A 26,673-nucleotide genomic window follows, 5' to 3' on the forward strand; every position below is an offset into this window, starting at 1 on the left:
TAACCGCCGCCGACCGGGGGAGGAACGCGCCGAGTGGGGGTGGGACGCAATGCCGCAGCAGCCCGTACCGGCGGTCGACCCGACACCCCACCCCGGCGACGCCGCGACCACCCGGGAGTCCGGGCCGCCGCTGCTGGCCTCCCGGCTCACCCCGCCCGCCGCGCCCGAGCCGATGCTGCTGCGGCCCCGGCTGCTGGCCCGCCTCGACGACGGGGCCGCCGGCATCCTCACCGTGGTCCGCGCGCCCGCCGGTTGGGGCAAGACGACACTGCTCACCGCCGGTACGCAGGCGGCGGAACCGACAGGCAACCCGGTGGCCTGGGTGCAGGTCGAGGCCGGCGACAGCGGGCAGCGCCTGTGGGCGTACCTCACCCGGGCCCTGCGCGGTGCGTTGCGGGCCGGACCGGACGAACTGCCGCCGGCCCCCACAAGTCCGTGGCGGCCCGACGGGCTGGAGGCGCTGGCCGCCGCACTGGCCGCCCGGGAACACCCCGTCCGGCTGGTCCTCGACGACCTGCACCGGGCGACCGCTCCCGACGTCCTCACCGGGCTGGAGTTCCTGCTCCGGCACGCCGACGGGCGGCTACGCCTCGTCGCCGCCGGCCGGACCGGCCTGCCGCCGGCCCTGCACCGGCTGCGGCTGGCCGGCGAACCGACCGAGATCGGCCCCGACGACCTGGCCTTCACCACCGACGAGGTGGCCGACCTGCTGGTGGCGCACGGGGTGCCGCTGCCGGCGGCGGCGGTCGCCCGGCTCCGGGAAAGCACCGGCGGCTGGCCGGCGGGCCTGCGCTTCGCCGCGCTGGCCGCCCGCAGCCAGGCCGACCCGCAACGCTGGGTACGACGGTTCGGCGGCGACCACCCGGACGTCGCCGCCTACCTGCGCGCCGAAGTGCTCACCCCACTACCGGGGCCGGCCCGGGAGGTGCTGCGCCGCTGCGCCGTCGGCGGGGCGGTCCGCGCCGACCTGGCCGACGCGTTGACCGGACGTGCCGACGCCGGTCAGCTCCTGGCCGGGCTGGCCCGCGACGGCGGATTCCTGCACCGCGACGACAGCGACCCACCCTGGTACCGGCCGCACCCCATGCTGGCCGACCTGCTGCGTGAGGAACTCGCCGGCCTCGACGGGCAGGAACGCGGCGAACTGCACCGGCGGGCCGCCGACTGGTACGCCGACCACGACCGGCCCGCCGACGCGCTGCACCACGCCCTGACCGCCGCGCAGTGGGACCGGGCCACCGAACTGCTGCTGGCCCACTGGCCGGAGCTGGTCCCGTACGAGCAGGAGCCGCCACACCTGCCGCCACCTCCGCCGCCACCCGCCGGGGCGGTGCGCCGGGACCCGGAGTTGGCGCTGGCCGCCGGTACCGAGCGGGCGTACGCGGGGGACGTGCCGGCGGCGACCGCCCGGCTGCGGGACGCGGTGCAGGCCGCCCGCACGCTGCCGGCCCCCCGCCGGGACCGGTTCCGGCGGCTGGCCGTGGCGCTGGAACTCACCCTGGCCCGGCTGGCCGGCGACCCCGCGACGGTACGCGATGCCGCCGCCCGCCTGCTCGCCACCGCTTCGGGGCTGCCTGCCGGTTCGGCGCGGCCCAGCGGGTCGGCGTTGTCCGCCGGTGCGGCTTCCGTCGTTCCGGTTCCTGCTGGTCCGTGCGCCGGCACCGATGTGCTCGGCCAGTCCGCCGGTGTCGACGTGCTCGGCCAGCCGGCCGGTGCCGATCTCCGGACCGGCGACGATGTGGCGACCGATGGTGGTCCTGTGAGCGACGGTGGTCCTGTGAACGACGGTGGTCCCGTGAACGACGGTGGCGCTGTGAACAACGGTGGTTTTGTGAACGACGGTGGTGCGGTGAACGACGGTGATCCCCGGGCCGGGGCGGACGACGCGGACGTCCGGGCGGTGGCCGGCACCGCGCTCGGCCTGACCGATCTGGCCGGGGGTGAACTGGGACGGGCCGCAGCGTGGTTCCGGGCTGCGCTGGCGGCGGCCCGGCGGGCCGGCCGCCCCCGGACCGAGCTGGTCGGCGCGAGCCGGGCAGCCCTGCTGCTCGCCCTCGCCGGTGAGCTGACGCCGGCCGAGGAGACCGCACGGATGGCCCTGGCCATGCCCTGCTGCCAGGGATGGTCCGGTCAGGTCGACTGCGGCTACGCACACCTGGCACTGGCACTGGTGGCGGTCTACCGGGACCAGCCCGCCGAGGCTACCGCCGAGCTGGCTGCGGCCGGTGCCGTGACCGGGCCGCCCCTGGCCGGGGCGGTGACGGCGCTGTGCCGGGCCGCTCTGCTTCGCGACGCGGGCGAGCCGGCGGCGGCCATGGCGGCGGTGCTACGCGCCCGCGACGAACTGACCGCCAGCATGTCGACGTCACCCGGTGACCCGGCGTTGCCCGGCGGTGCGGATGTCTCCAGAGCTGCGGAAGTCTCCGGCGGCGTCGGGGTGTCCGGCGGTGTCGGGATCACCGGTGGTGCGAGGGTGCCCGGCGGTGCGGCGCTGCCCGATGGGGCTGAGGTGGGCGGGGTGACCGGCGGTGCGGTGCGGCGCGGCGGCGCTGAGGTGGGCGGGGTGACCGGCGGTGCGGTGCGGCGCGGCGGCGCTGAGGTGGCCGGTGGTGCCGGGGCGGCTTCTGCGGTGGCGGCCAGCAGCGCGGGAGCGTTGGTTGACCGGTTGCTGGCCCTGGAGGCGGACCTGCGCGGCGAGCAGGGTGACGTGGACACGGCCCGACGGCTGCTCGGCGAACGGGCCCCCGGACCGGACCCGGTGCCGGTGCTGGCGTTGGCGCTGGCCCGGGTGGAGTTGCGGGCCGGTGACCTCCGTGCCGCCCGGCACGCCCTACCCGACTGGGACGCCCCGGGCGCGGCCGACTGGCCGTTGCCGGTACGGCTCGCCGCCGGGGTCCTGGACGCGTTGCTGACCCGGCGGGCCGGTGACGAGCGCCGGGCCGGGCGGCTGCTGGAACGGGTGCTGGACCTGGCCGGGCGGCACGGCCACCGTCGGGTCTTCACCCGGGCCGAACCGGAGGTCCGGGAACTGCTCGCGGCCCACCTGGACTCCGGTACGGCGTACTGGCCGCAGGTCAGTGACCTGGTACGGGACGCCGTCCCGCCGCCCGGCCAGGGGGGCACCCGGCGAGGGCCTGCCGATTCCCGACCGGGCGACCCGGAGCGCCCCCTCGACGAGCCCCTCACCGAGCGGGAGTTGACCATCCTGCGGTACCTACAGAGCATCCTGTCCAACGTGGAGATCGCCAGTGAACTGTCCCTGTCGGTCAACACCGTCAAGACCCATGTCCGCAACATCTACCGCAAGCTCGACGCCACCCGCCGCCGCGAAGCCGTCCGCCGAGCCCGCGACCTCCACCTCCTCTGACAGCCCCACCCTTACCCCCACCCCACCCCCGCTCTGCCCACCCCACCCCCGGTCCGCCCCAACCCCGGTCCGCCCACCCCAGCCCACCCCGGTGATCAAGAGGTTTGCGTCAAATTTGATCTTCGAATTGACGCAAACCTCTTGATCAACTGACGCAAACCTCTTGATCACCGGAGCGGGGCAGGACGGGGCAGGACGGGGTAGGGCAGAGCGGGGCAGGGTGGGGCGCGGTCGCGCGGTCGCGCGGTTGGGTGGCGGGGTCAGGGGGTGGCGGAGTCGACGGTGGTGAGGAGGGTGGCCAGGTCGAGTGGGCCGTCGTGGCGGTGGTCGCCGACGAAGAGCGTGGGTGTGCCGTTGACGCCGCTGCGGATGCCGCCGGTGAAGTCGTGCCGTACCCGGTCGGCGTGCGCGTGCCGGTCGACCTCGGCGTCGATCTCGTCCGGCGGGAGCCCCACCTGCGCCACGCCGAGCGACAGGTGCACCGGGTCCAGTTGGTCCTGGTGTTCGTAGAGCCAGTCGTGCATCTCCCAGAACCGGTCCCGGCGGCCGGCCGCCTCGGCCGCCTCGGCGGCCCGCTCGGCGTACGGGTGCAGGTTGGTGATCGGGAAGTGCCGGTAGACCAGCCGGACGGTGTCCCGCCGCTGCCGCAGCAGCTCGGCCAGGTTCGGGTACGCCGCCCCGCAGTACGGGCACTGGAAGTCGCCGTACTGCACGAGGGTGACCGGGGCGTCCAGTGGCCCACGGACATGGTCGGTCTCGGTCACCGGCACCCGGAGTCGGGCGGTGACCTGCAACGGGGTGCTCATCGGGTCGTCACCTGCCGTTCGGTGCCGAGGTGTTCCAACGCGTCGAGGATGCCGTCGGCGCCGGGGTTGACCTCGGCGGGGGACAGGTAGCTCCAGGCCACCGTCCCGGCCGGGTCGAGCACCACCAGGGCCCGGCGGGCCTGCCCCTGCGGCGTGTACGCCCCGTAGCCCCGGGCCACCTCGCCCTTGGGTTCGAAGTCGGACAGCAGCGGGAACCGGACGCCCCGGGCCTCGGCGAACGCCCGGTGCGACCAGAGGCTGTCCACCGAGATGCCCAGCACCACCGCGTCGTACCGCTCGAACTCCGGCATCGCGGCCTGGTAGAGCGCCATCTGGTCGCCGCAGACCGGGGACCAGTCGGCGGGGTAGAAGGCGAGCACCACCGGCCGGCCCCGGAACTGCGCGGGTCCGGTCCGTCGCCCGTCCGGGGTGGCCGGCAGGGTGAATTCGGGGGCCGGTGTCCCGGGTCGGATCAGCCCGTCGGATCCAGTCATGCCGCCCACCGTCCCGCCGGGCCGGGTGAGGGCGGCTCACCCGACCCGGGTGGTCTCGCCGCACGACGCCGTCAGATCGGATTCGGACCGCCGGAGGGGAGCCGGTGGCGAAATTCGGGCGGTTCGTGGTGTCGACAACCGGATCGGACTCGGGCAGTCTGACGGACGGCGAAGGACGGGGTGGAAAGATGGACGTCGATCAGATGCGGGTCTTCGGTCGCCGGTTGGCGGGCGTGTCGTGGCGGGTGGCCCGGCACGAGTGGACCCTGGCGGCGCTCGCCGCGCTGCTGCTGGCCGTGGTGCTGACCTGGCCGACCCTGCGCGATCCGGCGAGCACGATCCCGCAGGACACCGGCGACCCGACGTTGCAGGCGTGGCAGGTGGCCTGGGGCGGGCACGCCCTGCTCACCAACCCGTTGCAGGTCTGGCACTCCAACACGTTCTATCCCGAGCCGTACACCTACGCCTATTCCGACACCCTGCTCGGGTACGCCCCGTTCGGCATGATCGGGGACGGTCCGGTGGCCGCCGTGATCCGCTACAACCTGCTCTACCTGCTGACCCACGCCCTCGCCCTGTTCGGGGCGTACGCGCTGGCCCGGCAGGTGGGGGCCGGGCGGGCCGGTGCGGCGGTGGCCGGGGTGTCCTTCGCGTACGCCCCGTGGAAGCTCGCCCAGGCCGGGCACCTGCACGTGCTCAGCATCGGCGGGATCGCCCTCGCGCTTGCCATGCTGGCCCGGGGGCACGGCTGGTCGCTGCGGCACGGCCACCGCCCCGACCGGGTCCGTCCCGGCTGGGTGGTCGCCGGGTGGGCGGTCGCCGCCTGGCAGGTCACCCTCGGTTTCGGTATCGGCCTGCCCTTCGCGTACGTGCTGGGTCTGCTCTGCCTCGGCGCGGTGGTCACGTACGGCGTGGTGTGGTTGCGGCGGCGGACGAGGCCGGTGGTGCCGCGCCGCCTGCTCCTGGCCGACCTGGCCGGCGGGATCGGGTTCGCCGGGGTGACCCTGGCGATGGCGGCGCCGTACTTCGAGGTGGTGGCCCGCAACCCGTCCGGCCGGCGGACGGTGGCCCAGATCGAGATGTTCTCCCCGCCGTGGCGGGGGTTCGTCACCGCGCCGCCGGAGTCCTGGCTGTGGGGGGAGCGGCACGAGGCCGCCCGCGCCACGCTCGGGTTCCCGGGCGAGATGACCCTGCTGCCCGGGGTGGTGCTGCTGTCGCTGGCGGTGGCGGGGCTGTTCTTCTCCGCGTGGCGGCTGCGGCACCGGCTGATGCTGGCCGGTGCGGCGCTGGTCAGCGTGGCGCTCGCGGCGGGCACCACGTTCGGCGGTGACGGTAACCCCGGGTACGTGACGCTTGTCGAGCACGCCCCGGGCTGGGACGGGGTGCGCACCCCGGGCCGGCTGGTGCTGTGGACGACGCTGCTGCTCGGCCTGCTCGCCGCCGGGGCGTTGACGGTGCGTGAGCCGGCGCGGGAGACCGCCCCCGGCGCGGAGCCGGCCCCGGGACCGGAGCCGGCCCCGGGACCGGAACCGGCGGGGGAACGGCCACCGGGATCGGAGCCGGCGAGGGCGTCACAGCCGGGTCCGGAGCCGACCGGGGAGCAACCGGGATCGGAGCCGACCGGGGCGCAGCCGTCGGGGCCGGAGCGGGCCGGGGAGCAACCGCCGGATCCGGAGCGTGGGGCGGAGCCGGCCGTGCCGACGCTGCGACCGGCGGGAGCACCCGTGCTGGTGGAGGCGTTCGCTGCGGTGGAGGCGGCACCGGGACCACGGCCGGCGCTGCGGTCGGCGGCGTGGTCCGGGTCGGCAGCCGAGCAGGCGGCCCCCCGGAAGCCGGCCCCGAAGCGGGACGGTGGGCAGTGGCGGCTGGCCCGGCTGGCGCTGCTGGTGCCGCTGCTGCTGGTGCTGGTGGAGGGGATCAACCGCACCCCGCACGTGCCCGCGCCGGAGCAGCCGGCCGTGCTGCGGGGGCTGACCGGCCCGGCGCTGGTGCTGCCCAGCGACGGCATCCGGGAGTTGCACGTGATGCTCTGGTCCACCGACGGGTTCCCCAAGGTGGTCAACGGGCTCGCCTCGTTCACCCCGCAGTCCCAGGAGCGGATCAGGGCGGCAAGCATGACCTTCCCGGACGCCACCTCGGTGGCGTACCTGCGGCAAATGGGGTTGCGCACGGTGGTGCTGCTGCCCGGTTGGGCGGCCGGCACACCGTGGGCGGACGTGGCCGCCCGACCGGTGGACGGGCTCGGCATCAGTCGCGAAATGGTCGGTGAGGACGTCATCTACCGGCTCTGATGGCCGAGTTAGTTGGGAGCGCTTCCTAATTCGGCGGCGTACCGGTTACTGTTGGGTTCTTCTTCGGCAGCGGGAGCCAAGCGTGCCGGCGGGGAGCCAGGGCAGCTCTTCGCACCCGTCGACGTCCCTAACGGGGCCGTCGCACCCTGACCCTGGCATCCCGAGAGGAACCGCAGATGCGGAGAAGTCTCGTCGGCGCGGTCACCACCGTGCTGGCCGCCGCGACGGCCGTCGTGGCCGTACAGTTCACCGTCGCACCCTCCACACCGGCCGCCGCGGCGGCGGCCGAGCCGTACAGCTGGAAGAACGTCCGGATCGACGGCGGTGGCTTCGTTCCCGGCATCATCTTCAACCAGACCGAGAAGAACCTGATCTACGCGCGTACCGACATCGGCGGCGCGTACCGGTGGGAGCAGGCCAGCCAGTCCTGGACGCCGCTGCTCGACTGGGTCGGCGCGGACAAGTGGGGCTACAACGGCGTGGTCAGCCTGGCCACCGACCCGGTGCAGACCAACCGGGTGTACGCGGCGGTCGGCATGTACACCAACGACTGGGACCCGAACAACGGGGCGATCCTGCGCTCGTCGGACAAGGGCGCCACCTGGCAGGCCACCGCGCTGCCGTTCAAGAACGGCGGCAACATGCCCGGCCGGGGCATGGGGGAGCGGCTCGCCGTCGACCCCAACAAGAACAGCATCCTCTACTACGGCGCCGAGGGCGGCAACGGCCTGTGGCGCAGCACCGACTTCGGGGTCACCTGGGCCAAGGTGGCGAACTTCCCCAACGTCGGCAACTACCGGGCCGACCCCAACGACACCACCGGCTACCAGAGCCAGAACCAGGGCCTGACCTGGGTCACCTTCGACAAGAGCACCGGTACGGCGGGCAACGCCACGCAGACCATCTACGTCGGTGTGGCGGACAAGGCCAACCCGGTGTACCGCTCGACGAACGGCGGCACGAGCTGGGAGCGGATCGCCGGCCAGCCCACCGGTTACCTGGCCCACAAGGGCGTGGTGGACCCGGTCGGCGGCTTCCTCTACATCGCCACCAGCGACACCGGCGGCCCGTACGACGGCGGCAAGGGTGACGTGTGGAAGTTCAACCGGGCCACCGGCGCGTGGACGCAGATCAGCCCGATCCCGTCGTCCAGCAGCGACGCCTACTTCGGCTACTCGGGGCTGACCATCGACCGGCAGAAGCCGAACACCCTGATGGTCGCCACCCAGATCTCCTGGTGGCCGGACGCGATCTTCTTCCGTAGCACCGACGGCGGCGCGACCTGGAGCCGGATCTGGGAGTTCGGCAGCTACCCGGAGCGCACCAAGAAGTTCACGATGGACATCAGTTCGGTGCCGTGGCTGACCTTCGGGGCCAACCCGGCCCCGCCGGAGGAGTCCCCGAAGCTGGGTTGGATGAACGAGTCGGTGGAGATCGACCCGTTCGACTCGAACCGCTTCATGTACGGCACCGGCGCGACCATCTACGGCAGCACCGACCTCACCAAGTGGGACACCGGCGGCAAGCTCACCATCAAGCCGATGGTCAAGGGCCTGGAGGAGACCGCCGTACAGGACCTGATCAGCCCGCCCACCGGGGCGCCGCTGATCAGCGGGCTCGGTGACATCGGCGGGTTCCGGCACGCCGACCTCGACGCGGTACCGCCGATGCTGTTCACCCAGCCGGTCTTCACCACCACCACCAGCCTCGACTACGCCGAGGCGAACCCGGCGACGATGGTCCGGGCGGGTAACTTCACCGACGCCGACCGCCCCAACGACAGCCACGTCGCGTTCTCCACCGACGGCGGGGCGAACTGGTTCCAGGGCAGCGAGCCGGGCGGGGTCAACAACGGCGGCACGGTCGCCGCCGCCGCCGACGGCAGCCAGTTCGTCTGGGCTCCCGGTGACCCCGGGCAGCAGGTGATCCGTTCGGTCGGCTTCGGCAACTCGTGGACCGCCGCCACCGGCATCCCGGCCAACGCCGTGGTCGAGTCCGACCGGGTCAACAAGAACAAGTTCTACGGCTTCAGCGCCGGCAAGTTCTACGTCAGCACCAACGGCGGGGCCAGCTTCACCGCCTCCGCCGCCACCGGCCTGCCGGCCACCGGGAACGTCAAGTTCAAGGCGGTGCCCGGCAAGGAGGGCGACATCTGGCTGGCCGGTGAGGGCGGGCTGTGGCGCTCCACCGACTCCGGGGCCAGCTTCACCAAGCTGGCCGGGGTCACTGCGGCGGTGAACGTCGGCTTCGGCAAGGCCGCCCCCGGGCAGACGTACCCGGCGGTGTTCACCTTCGGCACCGTCGACGGCAAGGCCGGCGTCTACCGTTCCGACAACACCGGTGCGGCCTGGGTGCGGATCAACGACGACCAGCACCAGTACGGCAACGCGGGCGAGGCGCTGACCGGCGACCCCCGGGTCTACGGCCGGGTCTACCTGGGCACCAACGGCCGGGGCATCCTGGTCGCCGACCGGCTCGGCGGCACCCCCACCCCGACGCCGACCACCCCCGGCCCGACCACGCCTCCGCCGACGACCCCGCCGCCGACGACCCCGCCCCCCACGACGCCTCCGCCGACCACGCCGCCGCCGACGACTCCGCCGCCCACCGGCGGGTGTGCGGCGACGTACAAGGTGACCGGGTCGTGGCCGGGTGGCTTCCAGGGTGAGGTGACGGTCCGCAACGCCGGCACCAGCGCGATCGCCGGCTGGACGCTCAACTGGACGTTCGCCAACGGTCAGACGGTCAACTCGCTCTGGGGCGGCACCTTCACCCAGACCGGGGCGAACGTCTCGGTCCGGGACGCCGGGTGGAACGGCGCACTCGGTGGCGGGGCGAGCACCAGCATCGGCTTCACCGCCAACGTCACCGGCACCAACGCCGTCCCGACGGTGACCTGCACCAGCCGCTGACAACTATCAACTATCCGACACCTGCCGGCTCCCCCGATCCTGTCGGGGGAGCCGGTGCGTGTCCGGCTCGGGAGCTGCCCGGTCCGTGGGTGATCGGCTCGATCGGGTGATCGACTCAGTGCGGCGAGGTTGTGGCATCAACCCCGTGTCTTTACCGCAACATCGCCCCAATGGAGTGGATTGAGAGCGACGTAGGCCCCGGTCGACGCTGAGGAGCGTGACCGGGGCCTGTGTGTGTCGTGGAACGGTTGCGTGCCGTGGAGCAGTCAGTCGTCCAGCCCGACGGGGGAGTTCGGCCGGTCCACGTCGACGAACTCGATGTCGTCGGCGGCCCGGTCACCCCGGCTGCCGGCGGCCCGTGCGGCGGTGCCGGCCGCCCAGCCGATCGCCGCGCCGACCAGCGCCGCGCCGATCAGCAGGGTCCAGGGCAGGGCCGGCCGTCGGCCGGCGAGCGCGTCGAAGGCGAGCGTCGCCCGACGGCGCGCCTCGTCGGCGGTCGAGCCGACCAGGTCACCGGCGTCGGCCAGCCCCGAGTCCCGGACCGACCGGGCGGCGTCCCGGACGCTGTCACCGGCGGAGTCCACCGCCGAGAGCAGGTGGTTCCAGGCCTGGTCGGCGATCCGCTCGGGCTTGCTGCGGCGCTCCAGAAGGTTGCTGCCGATCATCGTGTTACCTCCTCGAATGCCGAAGTCTGCGGCCACTTCGGACGTCGTCTCCGTGCCGCGGGACGGTCCTCGCACGGACCGGACGACCGGCCCGTGTCCGAGCAGTGCCCCGCCCGGCCGGGTCGCAAACCCGGTACGCAGGGGTGACCGGCACGACTCAGCGGACCATGACCACGGACGTGGCGCGGGCGAAATCGTCGTCGTCGTCATCGTCGTCGTCCCCGCCGCCGCCGAAGCCGCAGGCCAGGACGAGAGCGAGCAGCGCGCCGACCCCGGCCAGCCCGAGTAGTCTCTTGAGCATCGATCCGTCTCCTCGATCGTGGTGACCCATCTCTCGCCCACGGTAGGCACCTGTCACAACCTGCGCCGGGGGAGTCGGCACGCCGTGCCGGGGTGTCGACGGGGCTCGCCCGGCCCACCGCATCCGGTTACCACTGGACCGGGGCCGCTACTCTGGGACGGTTGGAACGGCCGAGCTGTGCCGTTCGTCGGAAGAGAACAGGACCAGCAACGGTGTGGAGAGGGACGGTCCGGTCCGTCGGGATCCGCGAATTGCTCATCCCGAGGGGTGGCGACCGAGGCCATCGGAGGAATACTCTCGGTCGCGGCCCGCGTACTGATGAGGCGCCCGGGGACGGGCGAGTGGAGGTGCTCGCGTGAGCCTGTCGATCGTGAAGTCGGTCCTGCCGGCCGGTGTCATCGAGATCGCCCCCCGTGGTGAGATCGACGTCGACACCGCCTACGAGGTACGTGAGGCGATCGCCGAGGTGCTGGCCAAGGGCCGGCCCGCGCGGATCGAGCTGAACATGCGACTCGTCACCTTCATCGACTCCGTCGGGATCAGCGCCATGGTCGCCGGCTTCCAGACCGCCGAGGTCAGCGGCGTCAAACTGATCGTCACCGAACCGAGCCGGTTCGTGCACCGGCAGCTCTGGGTGACCGGCCTGCTCGGTCTCTTCGGCGCTCCGGAGCCGTACTTCGCCGGTGCCGCCACCCCGGAGGTGCTGCCCGGCGCCTGACCGGGCCACGGGCGGCGTCCATGCCGTCCGACCAGTGACGTTGCCAGTCCGTCTCCGGTACGGCACGATCGTGCGACCGACGACGGTCAGGAGGCCCGGTGGTCCGGCGGGAGAGCTTCAGCTACACGGTGCAGGCGCGCTGCTCACCGGCGGACGCGACGGCGCTGCTGAGCGACCTGTCCCGGCAGGAGGAGCTGCATCCGCTGATCGTCCGGGTACGCCGGCTGCCCGCCCGGCCGGGTGCCCTGGCCAGCTATGCGATCACCGACCGGCTGGAGCTGGGGCCGCTGCGGTTCCCCGTCACCTACCAGGCCGACGTGCTGCTGGCCGGCGACGACGAGATCGTGACGGTGGCCCGCCAGCAGCCCGGCACCACCGTACGCAACCACACCCGGCTGCGGATGGAGGGTGACCTGCTGCGGATCGACGTAGAGATCACCCTCGCCGCACCGGCGCCGTTGTTCGGCTACGCCTTCCGGCAGGCCCGCGCCGCCCACCTGGGGCTGGCCAGCCGCCTCGGTGCCGTTCTGGACTCCCGGGCCGGCGACCCGCCTCCGGTGGGCTGACCACCGCCGGCACCCGGGCTGCCCGACCCGGTCGCGGCGTGGCGGCACCCGACCTGACCTACCGTTGCGGCCGGCCGTGGTCCGGTGGCCCGCCCGGGTCGGACGGGCCACCGGGTCGGCTCAGATCATCGACAGGTGCACGTGGTTGGTGTGGTCGCTGGACGGGTCCCCGTTGCCCCCGCTGTACGCCTTCCACCCGCTGCTCGGCAGCCAGATCCGCTTGAACCAGATCACGTAGAGCACACCGAGCCGGTCGGCGTTGCGGATGAAGTACGCGGCGAGGTTGTTGCCGTACGTCCGGTCGCCGCCACTGGCCACCCCGCCGAAGCCACCCTTCTGGGCGGCGAAGTCGCACGCCCGGCCCTTGGGGTGTTCCCCGGAGCCGCTGGGCCGGTAGCAGGAGACGTACCTGGTGAAACCGGCCGCCTTGGCCTGGTTGAGGGCGTTGAGCGTACGCGGGGTGATGCAGCCGTTGGCCGGCGTCGGGTCGTTGACGCTGCACGACTCGGACGGCCAGGAGCCGTCGGAGTTGCGGGGCGCCCCCTTGGCGTTGCTGGTGGACGTGCCGTCCGAGCTGCCGGAGTCGCGGGAGGTGGGGGCCGGCTTGTCGGCGGCGGCCACCGCCAACGCCCGCTCGGCCTGTTCCTTGCGTTTGCCCATGGTGGCGACCTGCTTGCGCTGTTCGGTGATCTCCCGGGTGACCGCGGCCCGGGTCCGGGTGGCCTGGTCCCGGGTCTCGATCATCGTGCGCAGTTCCTGGTCCTCCCGGGTGGCGACCGTCTCCAGCGCCGCCGCGCGGTCCAGGAAGCCGGTCGGGGTGTTGCTGTTGAGCAGGGCGGACATCGGTCCGAGCCGGCCGGTGCGGTAGGCCGCGCCGGCGATCTCGCCGACCTTGGCGGTCTGCGTGACCAGTTGCCCCTCGATGGTCTTGAGCTGCCCGTCGAGTTCCTTTTGGCGTTTGGTGGAGCGCTCCAGGGCGGCCTTGGCCTCCAGCCAGCCCTTGCTGGCCGCGTCGAGCTGGTCGCGCAGCGCCGGGGTGCCGCCCTCGTCGTCGTCGCCCGGGGCGGCGAGCCGGGTGGTGGGCGCGGCGACGGCCGGGGTGAAGGGCGCGGCCGACACGCCCAGGGCCAGCGCCGTGACGACTGCGGCCAGCAGCCGCGTGGTGGTGCGTACGTGCATGCGGATGTCCTTCCGTCAGCCGCCGACCGGGTTAGCTGACGGGTTCGGGACGGAAGATCCCTACCGCTTGCGCGGATGCACCCCAGGAACGTGGTTCCCCGGTTCGCCCGGGCGGGCGATTAGGCGGCGGCCTCCGCCTGGCGGAGACCGGGGCCGAGCCTACCGGTACGCGTGTGACGCCTGCCTACCTCGTGACTGAGGGTACGAGAGTGAATACCCTCAAAAGGGGCAAACAGCGCAGATTTCCGTGATCTCTGTGCGGGAGTACCCGCCGGGGCTGACCGTCCGGCCCGGGGTGGGGGTCACCAGTGGGCGGGTCCGCACGCCCCCGGGGTCGCCCCGGGCTCGATCTGGAGGGTGGCGTGCTCGATGTGGAAGTCCTCCCGCAGGGCGCCCCGGGCGGCGGCCAGCACCGTGCCGACCTCGGCGTCGCCGGCCAGGGTGAGGTGGGCCGAGGCGACGTCCATGCCCGAGGTGAGCGTCCAGACGTGCAGGTCGTGCACCTCGGCGACGCCGGGCACGGCGGTGAGCCGGTCGTGCACGGCGGTCACCGGCAGGTGCTCCGGGGCGGCCTGCACCAGGATGCGTACCGCCGCCCGGCCGAGTCGCCAGGTGCGGGGCAGGATGAACACGCCGATCGCCACGGCGACCAGCGGGTCGGCCCACCACCAACCGGTGCCGGCGATCAGCAGCGCCGCCACGATCACGCCGACCGAGCCGAGCAGGTCGCCCAGCACCTCCAGGTACGCCCCACGCAGGTTGATGCTCTCCTTGGCGCCCTCCCGCAGCAGGCCGAACGCGACGATGTTGGCGAGCAGGCCGAGCACCGCCACCACCAGCATCGGGCCGGCCAGCACCTCGGGCGGCTCGCCGAACCGGCGGACCGCCTCGATCAGCACGTAGACCGCGACCCCGCTGAGCAGGACGGCGTTGGCCAGGGCGGCGAGCACCTCCAGCCGGTAGAGGCCGAAGGTGCGCTGCGGGTCCCGGGCGGCCCGCCGGGTGGCGGTGATCGCGGCCAGCGCCATCCCGATGCCGAGCACGTCGGTGAACATGTGCCCCGCGTCGGAGAGCAGGGCCAGCGAGCCGGTGCCGAAGGCGGCTACCGCCTCGACCACCATGAGCACGGCGAGCAGCCCGAACGCCGCCCAGAGCCGCCCCCGGTGCCGGTGCGCGGCGTTGCTGACCGTCGCGCTGTGGTCATGACCTGCGCCCACGTCCACACCTTCCGTCGCCGCTGCGGACCGGCTCCAATCTATGCTCACATCGCTATGTATGCAAGTGATGGTCGGTCGTCCGGCCAGGTGGGACGGGTTCCGGGCGGTCAGCCGGTCGGTTCGACGGTGGTGAGGCGCTGGGTCGCCCGGGACAACGCCACGTAGAGCGTCCGTACCCCGGAGCCCGGATCGGCCCGGATCTCGCCGGGGCAGACCAGCACCACCCCGTCGTACTCCATGCCCTTGGCCTGGAGGCTGGTCACCACCTGCAACCGCGCCCCGCCCCGGTCGCCCAACCAGCCGGCCACCTCGTCGCGGCGGGGCACCGGGGTGATCACGCCGACCGTCCCGGCCACCTCCGCCAGCAGCGCGTCCACCGCGTCGGCCGTCGCGCGGGCCAGCTCCGCCGCCGGCACCTGCAACGCCACCGGGTCCACCCCGGTGGACCGCACCGCGCTCGGCAACTCCAGGTCGGGATAGAGCCGGCGAATCTCCGCCGCCGCCACCGCGAAGATCTCCGCCGAGTTGCGGTAGTTGGTGGAGAGCGTGAACCGGTGCCGCCGCCGCCGACCCAGCGCCTGGTCCCGGGCCCGGTCCAGCTCCGCCTGGTCACCCGTCCAGGCGGTCTGCGCCGGATCACCCACCACCGTCCAGGAGGCGAGCCGGCCGCGCCGGCCGATCATCCGCCACTGCATCGGCGAGACGTCCTGCGACTCGTCGACCACCACGTGCGCGTAGTCCCGGTAGTCCTCGGGCCGCTCCCGCGCCGCCGCCCGCGCGGCCCGCTGCCGCTCCCCGAAGGTGCTCAGCTCCCGGACGCCGCCGGCGAGCTGGAACGGGTCCCGGCGGGCCTTCTTCGGGCGGACCGGCTGACCCAGCAGCGCGTCCAGCTCGTCGAGCAGGGCGATGTCGGCCACCGTCAGCCCCTCGGTGTCCAGCGACCGGTACGCCTCCACCAGCAACCCGACCTCCGCCCGGGACAGGACGCCGGCCGCGTACCGGTGCAGCCGCTCCGGCCGGGCCAGCCAGCCCAGCACGTGCCGGGGATGCAGCCGGGGCCACCACGCCTTGAGGAACTCCCGGAACTCCGGCCGCTCGATGATCTCGTCCTCGAAGGCCGGCTGCTCGGGCAGACCGGCGACGGCCAACCGTCGGGCCTGCGCGTACAACGCGGCGAGCACCCCGTCGAAGCCGACCCGACGGACCTCGTTACGGCGGGCCCCCCGGTGCAGCGCCCGGTCCCGGACGCCGTCCAGCTCGCGCCCCTCCAGACGCAGCAACGCACCCCGGTAGAGCAGCCGCAGCTCCTGCGGGCCGTCCGGCACCGCGTCCCGGGCCGCCCGCTCCAGCACCCGACGCATCCGCAGCGAACCCTTCACCGCCGCCACCTCGGGACCGTCCGTGCGGGTCGCCGACAGACCGGGGAACAACGAACCCAGCGAGTGCAGGGTGGCGGTCTCCTCACCCAGCGACGGCAGCACGGAGGCGATGTACTCCACGAAGACCGCCGACGGGCCGACCACCAGGATGCCGCCGCCGGCGTACCGGCTGCGGTCGGCATAGAGCAGGTACGCCGCCCGGTGCAGGGCCACCGCCGTCTTCCCGGTGCCCGGCCCGCCGGAGACGATCGTGACCCCCGAACCGGGGGACCGGATCGCCTCGTCCTGCTCCCGCTGGATGGTCGCGATGATGTCCCGCATCCCCCGGCCGGTCGCCCGGGACAGGGTCGCCAGCAGCGCCCCGTCACCCACCACCGGCATGTCCGGCGGGGCGGCCTCCGGGTCGAGCAGGTCGTCCTCGATCCGGGTGACCTTCTCGTCCGACGAGCTGATCGTGCGCCGTCGCACCACCCCCAGCGGCTCCGCCGGGGTGGCCCGGTAGAAGGCGGCGGCGGCCGGGGCCCGCCAGTCGACCACCAGCGTCTCGGCGTCGTCGTCGCGCACGCCGAGCCGGCCGACGTGCAGCACCTGCCGGTCGCGCAGGTCCAGCCGGCCGAAGACCAGCCCCTCGTGTTCGGCGTCGAGCAGGTGCCGGCGCTGGGCGGCATGGAAGACCATCGCGTCCCGCTCCACCAGCGCGCCGAAGTTGCCGACCTTGGCCAGCCGGTAGCCGTCCCGCTCGGCGCGGGCGGCCGAGCGGCGCAGTTCGGCGAGCCGGGCGTACACCCGGTCGAGATGCCGTTGCTCGGCGGCGATCTCCTGCTCCAGGGTGCTCTGGTCGGTCAACGTACCGCTCCTGTGCGACGGCGACGCCGGGCGCGGGTGCACGCCAGGCGGAATGAGGGTACGGGCAGCCGCCGACGCCGCGGCGGGCCGATACCCGTACCGCGACCTCCACCACCTCCGCGTGACCGGCCGCCCCGGCGGCGACGCACCGGGACGGTACGGCGGCCCCACGTGGCGGGACGGCTCAGCGCGTCGCCCGGCCGGTGGCGGCCCGCGCGCCCGGGGCGTCGGCGGGACGGCGGGGCCCCGGCGGTGGACCCACCCCGGCGGCGGACAGCACCCGGTCGAGCACCCCGGCGACGGCGGCGTTCACCTCGTCCGGGCGCTCCATCATCAGCATGTGGCCGGCACCGGGGCAGACGGTCAGCTCGGTGGCCGGCAGCGCCGCCGCGATCGACTCCGCACACGGCGGCGGGGTCAGCCGGTCCCGGTCCCCGACCAGCGCCGCCGCCGGCAGGTGCGCCAACGCGGCGAGCGTCGCCAACCGGTGCTGGGCCCCGATCGAGGCGCGGAACCCACCTATCGAGCGCAGCGAGGCGCGGGCCACCGCCGAGGTGACCAGCCGGATGTCGGCACCGGAGCAGCGGTCGCCGAAGAGCATCCACCTGATGCTCGGGGCCAGGGCGCGCAGCAGCGGACGGGGTGGCCGCCAGGAGCCGCACCGGGCCAGCACCCCCGCGCCGGTGGTCTCGGCGAGCCGGATCAGCCGGGCGATCCGTGGCGACAACCCGTACACGGTGTGGGTGTGCCCCTCGGCGGTGGTGGAGACGAAGACCAGTCCGGCCGTACGGGCGGCGAAGTGGGCGGGATGCCGGTGGGCGTACTCCATCACGGTCATCCCGCCCATCGAGTGCCCGACCAGCACCACCGGCCCGGTCGGGGCGAGCTCGTCCAGCACCGCCGCGAGGTCGTCGCCGAGCTGGGCCAGGGTCGCCGTCCGCAACGCCATGCAACTGGACCGGCCGTGGCCCCGGGCGTCGTAGGTGACCACCCGGACCCGGTCGCCGAAGCGGCCACGCAGGTCGGTGAGCTGCCGGTGCCAGGCCCGGCCGTCGAGCGTCCAGCCGTGCAGCAGGACCACCGTCGCCTCGGCCTCGGCCGGGCCGGTCACCTCGACGTGCAGGCGTACCCCGTCGGGCAGCCGCAACTCCCGCTGATCCGGCATCGCCACCTCCCAGGCACCCGGGACACATTCACCGGCGTAACCCGGCGGTAACACCGGCTACCCGACATCAGACCACGCCAACCGTGCCGGTGAGAAGATTCCTGACCGGCCTGCGCACGGTCGGACCGGCGGTCAGGCTGGAGCAATGCCGCCTCCGCCCACCGGGGCCGCCCGGCCCTCCGGCCCGCCGCCCGTCGCCGCCGGACCGCCCCGGGCCGCCCGCACCCCCCGGGCGGCGCTGGCCGAGCTGCTCGCCGGCAACCGGCGCTTCGTCAGCGGCCGGCCGGTCCACGGGCACGACGTGACCGCCGCCGCGGCCGTGGCCTCCGGCGACCAGCAGCCGTACGCGGTGCTGCTCGGCTGCATCGACTCACGGGTGCCGCTGGAGGCGATCTTCGACCAGACCTTCGGGTCGATCTGCGTCATCCGCACCGGGGGGCACGTGCTCGACCGGGCCGTGCGGGGCTCGATCGAGTACGTGGTGGCGCAGCTCGGGGTGACCCTGGTGATGGTGTTGGGGCACGAACGGTGCGGCGCGGTCGCCGCGACGGTGGACAGCGTGCGGACGGGCCGCCGTCCGGGCGGTGACCTGGGCTACCTGGTCGAGCGGATCACCCCGGCCGTGACCGAGGCGGGTCCGCACGACCCGGCCGTGCACCCGCTGGCCGTACGCCGGCACGTGCGCCGTACGGTGCGGGCGCTGCGCGCCGACGACATGCTGGCCGGCCCGGTGGCGGCGGGTGGGGTGGACGTCGTCGGTGCCCTGTACGACCTGGACACCGGCGAGGTCACCCTGCTCGACGACGCGGCCTGACCCGGCGGGACGCAGACATGCAACCGCCCGCCGGGGTGACCCGACGGGCGGTTGCGGATGTGCTCGGGGGAGGGCTCAGCCCTCGAAGACGCCGGCCTCGACGAGACGCTTCTCGGTCTTGTCCCACCCGTGGTCGGGGTGGGTGGCGGCGAGGTTGCTGATCTCGGCGCGGATCTTGGCGGCGTGACCGGCGGTGGCCAGCGTCCGGATCTCCTCGACGAAGGCGTCGGAGTCGGTGCGCAGGTGCGCGGTCTTGCCGTTGGTCAGGTTCCGCACGTAGGCGTGCTTGCCGCCGTTGAGCGGGATGAGGTACTTGAACTCGCCCAGCACGCTGAGGGCGCCACCCTGGCCAGCCTGGCCGGCCCGGACTGACGCGCGCGCGGTCTTCGAGGTGTTGCTCGCCACGGAGATGCTCCTTGCAAGACGTACGGGAGGACGGGGACCGTCCGGGGGCTGTAGCGGGTGACGCCCGGTGGTCGTCTGACCCCCGGTAGTCGTCTGACGCTCGGTGGTCGTCGAACGGCCGGGTGGTCGTCGGCCCGCGAAGTGGTGCGACGGCACAGAACCGCCCAGAGAAATATACACGACCACGGTGCCTGGCAGCTCACCGTGCCCGTCGGAGTGCACAACCCGGGTCACCGGTCCGGGTATTTCCCGCCGGCGAATTTTCCGATTCCCTGGCGCATCATCCGTCACAGCAGTCATCATGTGTGGACAACAGCCACTCGGGTGTCGAGGTCGTAGGGGAAGACGCACCTCGCCCTCCGGGAGGTCACCGTGCCAACGCGTGGCGTCGTATACGTCCACTCGACCCCGCTCGCCGTGTGCTCACACGTCGAGTGGGCGATCGCGCGCGTCCTCGCCGCGCCGGTCAACCTGCACTGGACGGCCCAGCCCGTCGATCCCGGCGCCCGCCGGGCCGAGTGCGGATGGACCGGTCGGCCGGGGACGGGTGCCGAGCTGGCTGCTGCCCTGAGACAGTGGCCCATGATCCGTTTCGAGGTGACCGAGGAACCCAGCACCGGCGCGGACGGCGAACGCTTCATGCACGTGCCCGGCCGGGGCCTGTTCCGGGGCGCGGTGGGCGCGGCCGGCGACATCCAGCTCGGCGAGGACCGGCTGCGCAGCATCATGGCGTCGGTACGCCCGGAGGCCCTGGCGCACGCCCTGGACAAGGCGATGGGCACCGCCTGGGACGCCGAACTGGAGCCCTACCGCTACGCCGGGGACGGCGCTCCGGTGACCCTGCTGACCCGGGTCGGCTGACAGTCACCCGCCCGCTGTCCCGTTCCCATGCGGTCGCCCGGCGCCACCGGCCCGTCTCCCCGGATGCCGGTACGGTCGGCGCGCTTCTCCGCGTGCCGGCACCTGTCGGCCTGGCTCCGCACGCCCCCGTGCCCGCCGGTCTCACCTCCCGGCACCCGATGACAACCGGCTGACCGCGCCAACGACGATCTTCATGCCGGCTGTGCCGCCCGCAGCGATGTCGCCGCGGAGAGCACTATGCCTGTGGGTCATAAATATGACCCACAGGCATAGTGCTCTCCAGGAGGTCGTCCCCGCATCGAGCGGCCCAGTGACCGTGTCCGGTCCGGGCGGGACGTCCGCCGTACGAGCGGCCGGAGGGGGCACCCCGGACGCGGGGTGGGTGCCCTGGATCACCGGCCCGCGCGAGGGGCAGCCGCCGACCGAGCGGCCGGTCCGGGTGAATCCGCTCACCCGAACCGACCGCGTCCCGCCCGGGACCCGCCGGGTAGCCGGACACCCGGTCGGGGACGGGCACGCCGCACCCGCTGCCTGACCTGGTCGGGTTGCCGCTGATCTCCGGCGCGGGTTGGATGGGCCGGGTGCCGATCTCCCCGCGACGTACCGGCGTCGCCGTCGCCGCCCTGACCGCGCTGCTCACCTCCGCATGTGCGGGGCAGGGGCAGGCCCCCGCGCCGGTTCGCCCCGAAGCCACCCCGACGGCCACCACGACCGTCGCCCCCTCCGCCACCGACGACCCGGCCGGCCGGGCCGCCGCGCTGGCCGGCACGCTCGCCGACGAGGACCTGGTGGGCCAGGTGCTGATGCCGTACGCCTACGGCAGCTCGGCGACGACGGTGACCCCCGGCTCGGCCGCCGGCAACCAGGCCCTCGCCGGGGTCGACACCCCGGCCGAGATGATCGCGAAGTACCGGCTGGGCGGGCTGATCCTGGTCGGGTTCAGCGCCGACGATCCCACCTCGGGCAACCAGTCGACCACCAACGTCGACAACCCGGCCCAGGTGCAGAAGCTGACCGCCGGGCTGCGCGCGGCGGCCGGGAAACTGGCCGCCGGCCCGGCCCCGTTCCTGGTCGGCACCGACCAGGAGTACGGCGTGGTCACCCGGATCACCGACGGGGTGACCACGCTGCCCAGCGCGCTGGCCGCCGGTGCGGCCGACGACCCGGCCCGCACCGAGGCCGCCTGGAAGGCCGCCGGCACCGAACTGGCCGCGATGGGGGTGAACCTGGACTTCGCCCCGGTCGCCGACGTCCTGGCCACCCGCAGCACGGTCATCGGTTCGCGGTCCTTCGGCGCCGACCCGAAGCGGGCCGCCGCGCAGGTCGCAGGCGCGGTCCAGGGGTTGCAGAGCGCCGGGGTTGCGGCCAGCGTCAAGCACTTCCCCGGGCACGGGCTCAGCGCCGCCGACTCGCACCAGGAGGTCCCGGTGGTCGGCCAGCCCCGGGCCGAGCTGGAGGCCACCGCCTTCCCGCCGTTCCGGGCCGGCATCGACGCCGGGGCGATGGCGGTGATGTCGGCGCACCTCGACGTCACCGCCGTGGACCCGGGCACCCCGGCGACCTTCTCCCGCAAGCTGCTCACCGACGTGCTGCGCGGCGAACTGGGCTTCCAGGGGGTGGTGATCACCGACGGGATGAACATGCCGCCGGCCAAGCGCTACCCGCCGGGCGAGGCGGCGGTGAAGGCCCTGCTCGCCGGCAACGACCTGATTCTGATGACCCCGAACGTCGGCCAGGCGTACGACGGGCTGCTGGCCGCGTTGCGTGACGGCACGCTGCCCCGGGACCGGTTGGTGGCGTCGGTCACCCGGGTGTTGACCATGAAGTTCCGGCTCGCCGACCGGCCGACCCCGGCGATGTCCACGCTCGACAGCGCCCCGCACCGGGCCGCCGCCGCCGCGTTGGCCGCTGCGGCGGTCACCCAGCTGCGGGGGAAGTGCGGTGTCGCGGTGTCCGGCCCGGTCACCGTCACCACCTCCGACGGGCGGGACAAGACCCGGGCGGCGCTCACCGCGGCGCTGACCGCCGCGGGCGTACGGGTGGTGCCCAAGGGCGGCACCCGGGTGCACCTGGTCGGTTACGGCGACGGCCCGAAGGATCTTGCCGCCGACGCGGCGGTCACCGTGGCGATGGACACCCCCTACGTGTTGGAGAAGGCGACCTCGCCGACCCTGCTGGCGACCTATTCGTCCAGCCGGGCCTCGATGACCGCGCTCGCCGGGGTGCTGGCCGGCAAGGCCCGCCCGACCGGACGTTCCCCGGTGCCGCTGACCGGTCTGCCCGCCACCAGCTGCACCGGCTGACCCCGGACACCGACGTGGCCGGCCGCCGACGGAGTCGACGACCGGCCACGGGTCACGCGGTGGTGGATCAGTTCAGCGGGACCTGCTGTGCCACCGCCGCACCACCGGCCTCGAAGGCGGCCAGCAGCGACGTCGGGGTGCCCCCGCTGACCGGGACCGTCACGGTGACCCGGTCACCGGCGGCCAGCCGTACGGTGTGCTCGCCCCGGGCCGTGTCGCCGTCCCAGGCGTACAGGTAGGCGGTGCCGGCCCGGTCGGCGCGCAGGGTGACCTGCACGCCGTCGGTGACCCGGTGGGCCGAGGTCAGCCGCAGCGCCGAGTTCTTCAGCCTCGGCACGGCGGCCGGGGCCACCCCGTCGACGGCCGACTGGGCGATGGTCTGCGGGCTGTGCACGCTGCGCGCCGAGGTGTCCGGGAACACCGGCGTGCTGGGCTGCCGGGCCGCCGGCTGGTAGCCGGGCAGGGTGGTCAGACCGTAGCGGTACGGGTCGGCCCGGACACCGGTGAAGGTGGACCAGCCCAGCCGGGACTGCGAGCTGAGGTCCTGGGTGTCCGAGTCGTAGACCAGCACGTTGAAGCCCATCCGGGCCGGGTCCACCGCGTCGGGCAGCACCGCGAACGGGATCATCGTCTCGATGGTGTAACCGGTGTACGGGGAGCTGACCTTGCTGACCACGGTCATCCCGGGCGCGGTGGTCGCCCCCGGGCCCTGCCGGTTGTCGGCGTCGCGCTGCCAGCAGGGCGGGTCGCCGTTGGCCGGGTCGTCGGTGACCGGGAAGATGCCGGCCTTGAACACGGTGGAGGTGTCCGTCGAGTTCCCCTTCGGGTCGACGATGATCTCCACGCTGTCGGTGCGGCGCTGCCGCTTGCAGTCCTGCGGCACCACCTTCTTGCCCAGCACGTCGTCGGTGACCTGGACGATCACCTTAAGCCCGTCGGCGGTCCAGGCGATCCGGCCGGTCGCCGAGGCGTCCTGCGGCGTGGTGGCCTGTCCCTCCCAGATGCGGGAGAAGTCCAGCTCCGGGCCGGGGTACTCGCCGGGCGAGGCGACCCCGTCGACGGTGCCGTCACCGGCGCGCGGGACCTCGGTGGTCGGCACGATCTCCAGTGCGCCGGTCTCCACGGTGCTCCCGGCGGCGCTGGTGGTGGTGATGGTGATGCCGTAGTCCCCGTCCGTGCCGCCCTCGTTGGCGGTCGGCAGGGTGGCGTCGGTGTTGGTGACGGTGAAGGTGACCGAGCCGGTCGCGCCGGGGGCCAGCGCGGGGTAGCTCTTGGTGGCCGCGTCGGCGGTGAAGCCGGCCGGCAGGCCGAGGGTGACGGTGCCGTCGCGGTTGACCCGGCCGTGGTTGCGCAGGTCGATGCGAACGGTGCGCTGCTGGCCGGAACCGATGGTGAGCACCGGCTTGATCAGCGTGTCCAGCTGCGGGTATCCGCCGTCGCCGGCCCAGTCGCGGAAGATGCCGACCTCGGGCAGCGGCTCCAGCGTGCCACGGACGTCGGCGACCACCCGGACGGCCCGGTCGGTGCGCCCGACACCCTGGCGGGTGGTCAGGGTGGCCCCGATGAGCTGCTGCTGGTTGGTGTCAGCGTCGGCCGGGACGGTGACGGTGAACGTGCGGGTCCGCTCCTTGCCCGAGGGCACGTCGTTGTTGAGCACGCCGGAGCCCTTGGCCTTCCAGCCCGCCGGCAGGCGCAGGTCGATCCGGGGCTTGACCAGCGCGCGGTTCTGCGGGGCGCGCAGGTGTGCGGTGACCTCGACGGTCGCGCCGGGGGCCAGGTCGAACCGGTCGGTGGTGAGGTACAGCTCGGTGCCCTTGGGCAGGCCACCGGTCACCGGCGGCAGCACCGAGCCGCGCAGGATCGCCTCCGGGGAGGTGTCCGCCGGGTCGTACGGGACGCGGCTGTCGATCAGTGTGTAGAAGTCACAGCGGATCTTCGTCGGGTCGGTGGGGGCGGCGGCGGTGCCGGCCCAGCCCTGGGTGACGTACTCCCGGCGGGCGTCGACCTCGATCTCGGCCCAGGTCTTCCCGCTGGCACTCGGCGTGCCCTCCCAGACGCCGAACACCTGGTCGGTCGGGACGGTGGGGGTGAAGCTGGTCGCGCACTGCGGGCCGGCGGCGGAGCTACCGGTGCCACCGGTGCGCAGGAACTTCGCGGCCCGGAACGGGGTGAGGCCCTCGGTGCTGAGCTGCTCGGGGAAGGCGTTCGGGTCGGCGGCGGCGGTGAACGCCTCGGCGGCGAACCGGGCGGCCTGCTGGTGGTTGCCATGGTTGCCGGGGGTCGGCGACGGGTTCATCGTCATGATGATCTCGGGCCGGGTGGTCCGGATGACCCGGACGATCTGGCCCAGGGTGTCGTCGTGACCCCAGATCTGCTCGGACAGCGGGGCGGAGGCGGTGTACCAGAAGTCGACCCGGTCGAGGTTGTAGAGGTTCTCCACGCCGGCCTTGCCGATCGCGGTGCGTTCCTCGCGTTCCCGGATGATGCCCAGCGGCGGCCCCTCCTCCAGACCGACGGCGTTGCCGCCGCCCTCACCACGGGTGATGGTGACGACGCCGGCCTTGGCGCCGTACTTCTCCTTCCACTGGCCGAGGGTGGCGAGGCTGCCGGCCTCGTCGTCGGGGTGGGCGCTGACGAAGAGCACGTCGAGGTCGACGGCCTTGGCGGGGCGTACGTCGGCCGGGGCGGCGACGGCGGTGGCGGGCGCCCCGGCCACGGCCAGGGCGAGTGCGGTGGGTAGCAGGAAACCCTTGATGCGCATGCGGATCCTTCCGGGACCACGGTGTCCGGGCAGCGACCGTCCTCGTCGGACGCAGGGCGTCGGACGCGGGGTCGCCAACGGACGGTGAGGCGGTGGGAACGGGGACCGGTGGGCGTCGTCGGACGCGGTGCACCGGGTACGGCAGCGGTACGGGTTCCGTACACACTGGAAGGCCTTCGTCCGGTGACGCTAGGGACCGGCGCGTCGGTACGTCAATCCTTTGGAAGGTATTTCTTCCTTTGCAGAAGAAATAAAGTGGGCCCTGCCCGGGATGTCCAGTCCTGTACCACCGCGGCCGTCCCCGTCCCGGACGTTGGCCCCATCGCGGCCGTTCTCGCTGCTCCGACGCGGTGGGGTGGGTTGGTCGAGACGGACTTGTTACTTGACTCTTTAATTCGTTCGCCGTAGGAAGGAAGTGTGACAGACGTGGTGACGCCACCAACGAGCCCGGTGAGCCGGGAGCGGTCGAAGGAGATCAAGCGGCTTTCCGTGATCTCCACCGCCCGCCAGGTCCGGGTGCTCTCCCGGGCCGAGCTGACCGAGCTCACCGGCCTGAGCCCTGCCACGCTCACCCCGCTGGTGCGGGACCTGATCGCCGAGGGATACCTGATCGAGCGCGGTCCGGGGACCTCCCGCGCCGGCCGGCCCCGGGCGATGCTGGAGTTCAACCCGCGCGCCGAACTGGTCGCCGCCGTCTCGCTGGAGCCGTCCCGGATCAGCTGCGAGATCGCCGACAGCGACGGCGCGGTGGTCGCCCACCGCACGGTCCGGCTGACCGGCGACATCGTCGACACCATCTGCCGCTCGGTGCCCGAACTGGCCGGCGACGGCCTGCCGGCACTGCGCGGGGTGGCCATCGCCGCGCCCGGCGTCATCTCCGGCGGCGCGGTCCGGCTCGCCCCCTCGGTCGGCCAGATCGAGGGCCGCCCGATAGGGGAGTCGGTCCAGCGGACCCTCGGCGTGCCCGTGGTGGTGGACAACGACGTCAACCTGATGGCGGCCGGCGAACACGCCGCAGGTGCCGGCACCGACGTCGCCGACCTGCTGCTGCTGCACGTCGCCGATGGCATCGGCGCGGGCCTGGTGCTCGACGGTCAGGTCCGCCGCGGTGCCCGGGGCGCGGCCGGTGAGGTCGGTTTCCTGCCGCTGGACCCGGCCGGCCGGGGACACGACGGGATCGGCCCGTTCGAGGCCCGTTGGTCGGAGAACGCGATCGCCGAACGGATGGTCGCGCTGGCCCCCGGCCGCCGCCCCGAATCGCCGGTACGTGCGCTGGTCGAGCTGGCCGCCGCCGACCCACGCGCCGCCGGCTACCTCGACGAACTGCTGCACGCCTGGTCCCGGCTGATCGTCTCCTGCGTCTGCGTGATCGACCCGGGGCGGGTGCTGCTCAGCGGTGCCGCCGCCGAACTCGACGACGCCGCCGTCGGCCGGCTCCAGGACCTGGTCACCGCCGCCGCGCCCAGCACCACCGAGGTACGCCGGGCCGTGCTCGGCGACCGGGCGGTGTTGCACGGCGCGGTCAGTTACGCCCTCTCGGCTGCCGCCGCCGGCCTGCCCACCCTGTTACCGGCCCTTTGACCTGCCCTGCCTCAGTTCTTCCCAACCCCTCGGAGGTACCCC

At 73.6% G+C, this 26,673-nt stretch carries 19 protein-coding genes and 1 riboswitch; of the genes, 9 read left to right on the forward strand and 10 right to left on the reverse strand.

Features of this window, described 5'->3' with window-relative positions; genetic code table 11:
* Window positions 1-49: 49 nt before the first annotated feature.
* On the forward strand, window positions 50-3,367 hold the full coding sequence (locus ACN267_RS00755; RefSeq protein WP_421487683.1) for a LuxR C-terminal-related transcriptional regulator: 3,318 nt from the start codon (window positions 50-52) through the stop codon (window positions 3,365-3,367).
* Between the two features lie 260 nt (window positions 3,368-3,627).
* Here ACN267_RS00755 and ACN267_RS00760 read toward each other — a convergent pair whose 3' ends face one another.
* Together ACN267_RS00760 and ACN267_RS00765 are read right to left on the reverse strand one after the other, a co-directional pair.
* Window positions 3,628-4,173: a DsbA family protein gene (locus ACN267_RS00760; RefSeq protein ID WP_204959473.1), complete on the reverse strand. Its 546-nt coding sequence runs from the start codon at window positions 4,171-4,173 to the stop codon at window positions 3,628-3,630.
* Window positions 4,170-4,667: a redoxin domain-containing protein gene (locus ACN267_RS00765; RefSeq protein WP_421487684.1), complete on the reverse strand. Its 498-nt coding sequence runs from the start codon at window positions 4,665-4,667 to the stop codon at window positions 4,170-4,172. The genes ACN267_RS00760 and ACN267_RS00765 overlap by 4 nt, the downstream gene beginning before the upstream one ends.
* Before the next feature lie 188 nt (window positions 4,668-4,855).
* On the opposite strand from ACN267_RS00765, the gene ACN267_RS00770 reads away from it, so the two are divergent.
* On the forward strand, window positions 4,856-6,958 hold the full coding sequence (locus ACN267_RS00770; RefSeq protein ID WP_421487685.1) for a hypothetical protein: 2,103 nt from the start codon (window positions 4,856-4,858) through the stop codon (window positions 6,956-6,958).
* Window positions 6,959-7,134: 176 nt separating this feature from the next.
* Window positions 7,135-9,870 carry a cellulose binding domain-containing protein gene (locus ACN267_RS00775; RefSeq protein ID WP_421487686.1) on the forward strand — a complete coding sequence of 912 codons (2,736 nt, stop codon included), beginning with the start codon at window positions 7,135-7,137 and terminating at the stop codon, window positions 9,868-9,870.
* 266 nt (window positions 9,871-10,136) lie between these two features.
* Here the strand turns inward: ACN267_RS00775 and ACN267_RS00780 are convergent, their stop codons facing one another.
* Both ACN267_RS00780 and ACN267_RS00785 read right to left on the reverse strand, forming a co-directional pair.
* Window positions 10,137-10,535: a hypothetical protein gene (locus ACN267_RS00780; RefSeq protein WP_421487687.1), complete on the reverse strand. Its 399-nt coding sequence runs from the start codon at window positions 10,533-10,535 to the stop codon at window positions 10,137-10,139.
* A gap of 157 nt (window positions 10,536-10,692) precedes the next feature.
* Window positions 10,693-10,836, reverse strand: coding sequence for a hypothetical protein (locus ACN267_RS00785; RefSeq protein WP_204959468.1), 144 nt, complete (start codon window positions 10,834-10,836; stop codon window positions 10,693-10,695).
* 355 nt (window positions 10,837-11,191) lie between these two features.
* Between ACN267_RS00785 and ACN267_RS00790 the strand changes: the two genes are divergently transcribed.
* Window positions 11,192-11,554: an STAS domain-containing protein gene (locus tag ACN267_RS00790; RefSeq protein WP_067309377.1), complete on the forward strand. Its 363-nt coding sequence runs from the start codon at window positions 11,192-11,194 to the stop codon at window positions 11,552-11,554.
* Window positions 11,555-11,652: 98 nt separating this feature from the next.
* Window positions 11,653-12,120 carry an SRPBCC family protein gene (locus ACN267_RS00795; protein ID WP_421487688.1) on the forward strand — a complete coding sequence of 156 codons (468 nt, stop codon included), beginning with the start codon at window positions 11,653-11,655 and terminating at the stop codon, window positions 12,118-12,120.
* A 120-nt stretch (window positions 12,121-12,240) separates the two neighbouring features.
* Here the strand turns inward: ACN267_RS00795 and ACN267_RS00800 are convergent, their stop codons facing one another.
* From ACN267_RS00800 to ACN267_RS00815, 4 genes are all read right to left on the reverse strand, one after another.
* Window positions 12,241-13,299, reverse strand: a complete 1,059-nt coding sequence (locus ACN267_RS00800) for a coiled-coil domain-containing protein (RefSeq protein WP_281895196.1) — start codon at window positions 13,297-13,299, stop codon at window positions 12,241-12,243.
* Between the two features lie 4 nt (window positions 13,300-13,303).
* A riboswitch (cyclic di-AMP (ydaO/yuaA leader) is annotated at window positions 13,304-13,435 on the reverse strand.
* 166 nt (window positions 13,436-13,601) lie between these two features.
* Window positions 13,602-14,516: a cation diffusion facilitator family transporter gene (locus tag ACN267_RS00805; protein WP_421487689.1), complete on the reverse strand. Its 915-nt coding sequence runs from the start codon at window positions 14,514-14,516 to the stop codon at window positions 13,602-13,604.
* A 107-nt stretch (window positions 14,517-14,623) separates the two neighbouring features.
* On the reverse strand, window positions 14,624-16,741 hold the full coding sequence (locus ACN267_RS00810; RefSeq protein ID WP_421487690.1) for a HelD family protein: 2,118 nt from the start codon (window positions 16,739-16,741) through the stop codon (window positions 14,624-14,626).
* A 184-nt stretch (window positions 16,742-16,925) separates the two neighbouring features.
* Complete coding sequence (locus ACN267_RS00815; protein ID WP_421487691.1) at window positions 16,926-17,906, reverse strand: alpha/beta fold hydrolase; 981 nt, start codon at window positions 17,904-17,906, stop codon at window positions 16,926-16,928.
* Window positions 17,907-18,051: 145 nt separating this feature from the next.
* On the opposite strand from ACN267_RS00815, the gene ACN267_RS00820 reads away from it, so the two are divergent.
* Window positions 18,052-18,720 carry a carbonic anhydrase gene (locus ACN267_RS00820; protein ID WP_421487692.1) on the forward strand — a complete coding sequence of 223 codons (669 nt, stop codon included), beginning with the start codon at window positions 18,052-18,054 and terminating at the stop codon, window positions 18,718-18,720.
* A gap of 75 nt (window positions 18,721-18,795) precedes the next feature.
* Here ACN267_RS00820 and ACN267_RS00825 read toward each other — a convergent pair whose 3' ends face one another.
* Entirely contained in the window at window positions 18,796-19,125 is a 330-nt protein-coding gene (locus tag ACN267_RS00825; protein WP_088647745.1) for a hypothetical protein, read from the reverse strand.
* Window positions 19,126-19,497: 372 nt separating this feature from the next.
* Between ACN267_RS00825 and ACN267_RS00830 the strand changes: the two genes are divergently transcribed.
* Window positions 19,498-19,986, forward strand: coding sequence for a DUF3145 domain-containing protein (locus ACN267_RS00830; protein WP_204959461.1), 489 nt, complete (start codon window positions 19,498-19,500; stop codon window positions 19,984-19,986).
* Between the two features lie 581 nt (window positions 19,987-20,567).
* The gene (locus tag ACN267_RS00835; protein ID WP_421490363.1) at window positions 20,568-22,289 is read left to right on the forward strand and encodes a glycoside hydrolase family 3 protein; all 1,722 of its coding nucleotides are present in this window, start codon (window positions 20,568-20,570) and stop codon (window positions 22,287-22,289) included.
* Between the two features lie 67 nt (window positions 22,290-22,356).
* On the opposite strand, the gene ACN267_RS00840 is transcribed toward ACN267_RS00835, so the two are convergent.
* A complete protein-coding gene (locus ACN267_RS00840; protein WP_421487693.1) occupies window positions 22,357-25,050 on the reverse strand; it encodes a sugar-binding protein in 2,694 nt (897 codons plus the stop codon).
* Between the two features lie 417 nt (window positions 25,051-25,467).
* Here ACN267_RS00840 and ACN267_RS00845 point away from each other — a divergent pair, with 417 nt between their 5' ends.
* The gene (locus tag ACN267_RS00845; protein ID WP_204959459.1) at window positions 25,468-26,631 is read left to right on the forward strand and encodes an ROK family protein; all 1,164 of its coding nucleotides are present in this window, start codon (window positions 25,468-25,470) and stop codon (window positions 26,629-26,631) included.
* The last annotated feature ends 42 nt before the right edge of the window (window positions 26,632-26,673 follow it).

Source organism: Micromonospora sp. WMMD734, assembly GCF_049178975.1.
In the GTDB taxonomy this organism is placed as follows: domain Bacteria; phylum Actinomycetota; class Actinomycetes; order Mycobacteriales; family Micromonosporaceae; genus Micromonospora; species Micromonospora wenchangensis.

Coding starts and splice junctions, on each gene's coding strand:
- ACN267_RS00800 (WP_281895196.1), bottom strand. CDS start 13,299: ATGCACGTACGCACCACCACGCGGCTGCTGGCCGCAGTCGTCACGGCG.
- ACN267_RS00780 (WP_421487687.1), bottom strand. CDS start 10,535: ATGATCGGCAGCAACCTTCTGGAGCGCCGCAGCAAGCCCGAGCGGATC.
- ACN267_RS00815 (WP_421487691.1), bottom strand. CDS start 17,906: ATGCCGGATCAGCGGGAGTTGCGGCTGCCCGACGGGGTACGCCTGCAC.
- ACN267_RS00760 (WP_204959473.1), bottom strand. CDS start 4,173: ATGAGCACCCCGTTGCAGGTCACCGCCCGACTCCGGGTGCCGGTGACC.
- ACN267_RS00775 (WP_421487686.1), top strand. CDS start 7,135: ATGCGGAGAAGTCTCGTCGGCGCGGTCACCACCGTGCTGGCCGCCGCG.
- ACN267_RS00840 (WP_421487693.1), bottom strand. CDS start 25,050: ATGCGCATCAAGGGTTTCCTGCTACCCACCGCACTCGCCCTGGCCGTG.
- ACN267_RS00765 (WP_421487684.1), bottom strand. CDS start 4,667: ATGACTGGATCCGACGGGCTGATCCGACCCGGGACACCGGCCCCCGAA.
- ACN267_RS00785 (WP_204959468.1), bottom strand. CDS start 10,836: ATGCTCAAGAGACTACTCGGGCTGGCCGGGGTCGGCGCGCTGCTCGCT.
- ACN267_RS00755 (WP_421487683.1), top strand. CDS start 50: ATGCCGCAGCAGCCCGTACCGGCGGTCGACCCGACACCCCACCCCGGC.
- ACN267_RS00770 (WP_421487685.1), top strand. CDS start 4,856: ATGGACGTCGATCAGATGCGGGTCTTCGGTCGCCGGTTGGCGGGCGTG.
- ACN267_RS00820 (WP_421487692.1), top strand. CDS start 18,052: ATGCCGCCTCCGCCCACCGGGGCCGCCCGGCCCTCCGGCCCGCCGCCC.